Raw genomic sequence first — 466 nt, 5'->3', positions numbered from 1 at the left:
CAACATTGCATTTAACAGCAGCGCAAAGATAATGGGGATTGGAAATGAAACTGCGAGACTGTATAAGGAGATCACCAACGTATTTTTCATGATAATCGGAAATTTGTATGAAGTGAAAAATTTGATAAAATTATCAAATCCTACCCATGCACTGCCCCAGATCCCCTGCCTCACATTATATTTTTTAAATGCAATCACCAGTCCGCCCATCGGGACGTATGCAAACACCGCAATGTAGATCAGCGGCAGTAAAAGCATCAGGTACAACTGCCATCGGGCGAGAAGCTGTCTCTTTAAATCTCTCTTTCCCGTGATCGGGCTGTCTTTTCTGTTTCCTGCCACAATCAGATTCCTCCTTTTTGTATTACGGCCTGTTTGAAAACAATATTCAAACAGGCCATGTTTTGTCTATTCTACAGAACGGTCATAAGCCGCCTGGGCGCTCTTTTGCCACTCATCGAGTCCC

1 protein-coding gene is annotated in these 466 nt (G+C 43.3%); it reads right to left on the bottom strand.

Going from position 1 to position 466, the window contains the following annotated elements:
* Window positions 1–342: sugar ABC transporter permease (locus NE664_13720; GenBank protein ID MCQ4727691.1), on the bottom strand; the 342-nt coding region annotated here is incomplete at its 3' end.
* Between the last annotated feature and the right edge of the window lie 124 nt (window positions 343–466).

The organism is Anaerotignum faecicola (genome assembly GCA_024460105.1).
GTDB lineage: Bacteria > Bacillota > Clostridia > Lachnospirales > Anaerotignaceae > JANFXS01.
The sequence above is the reverse complement of the archived record's forward strand: the minus strand, read 5'-3'. Positions and strand labels throughout refer to the sequence as shown.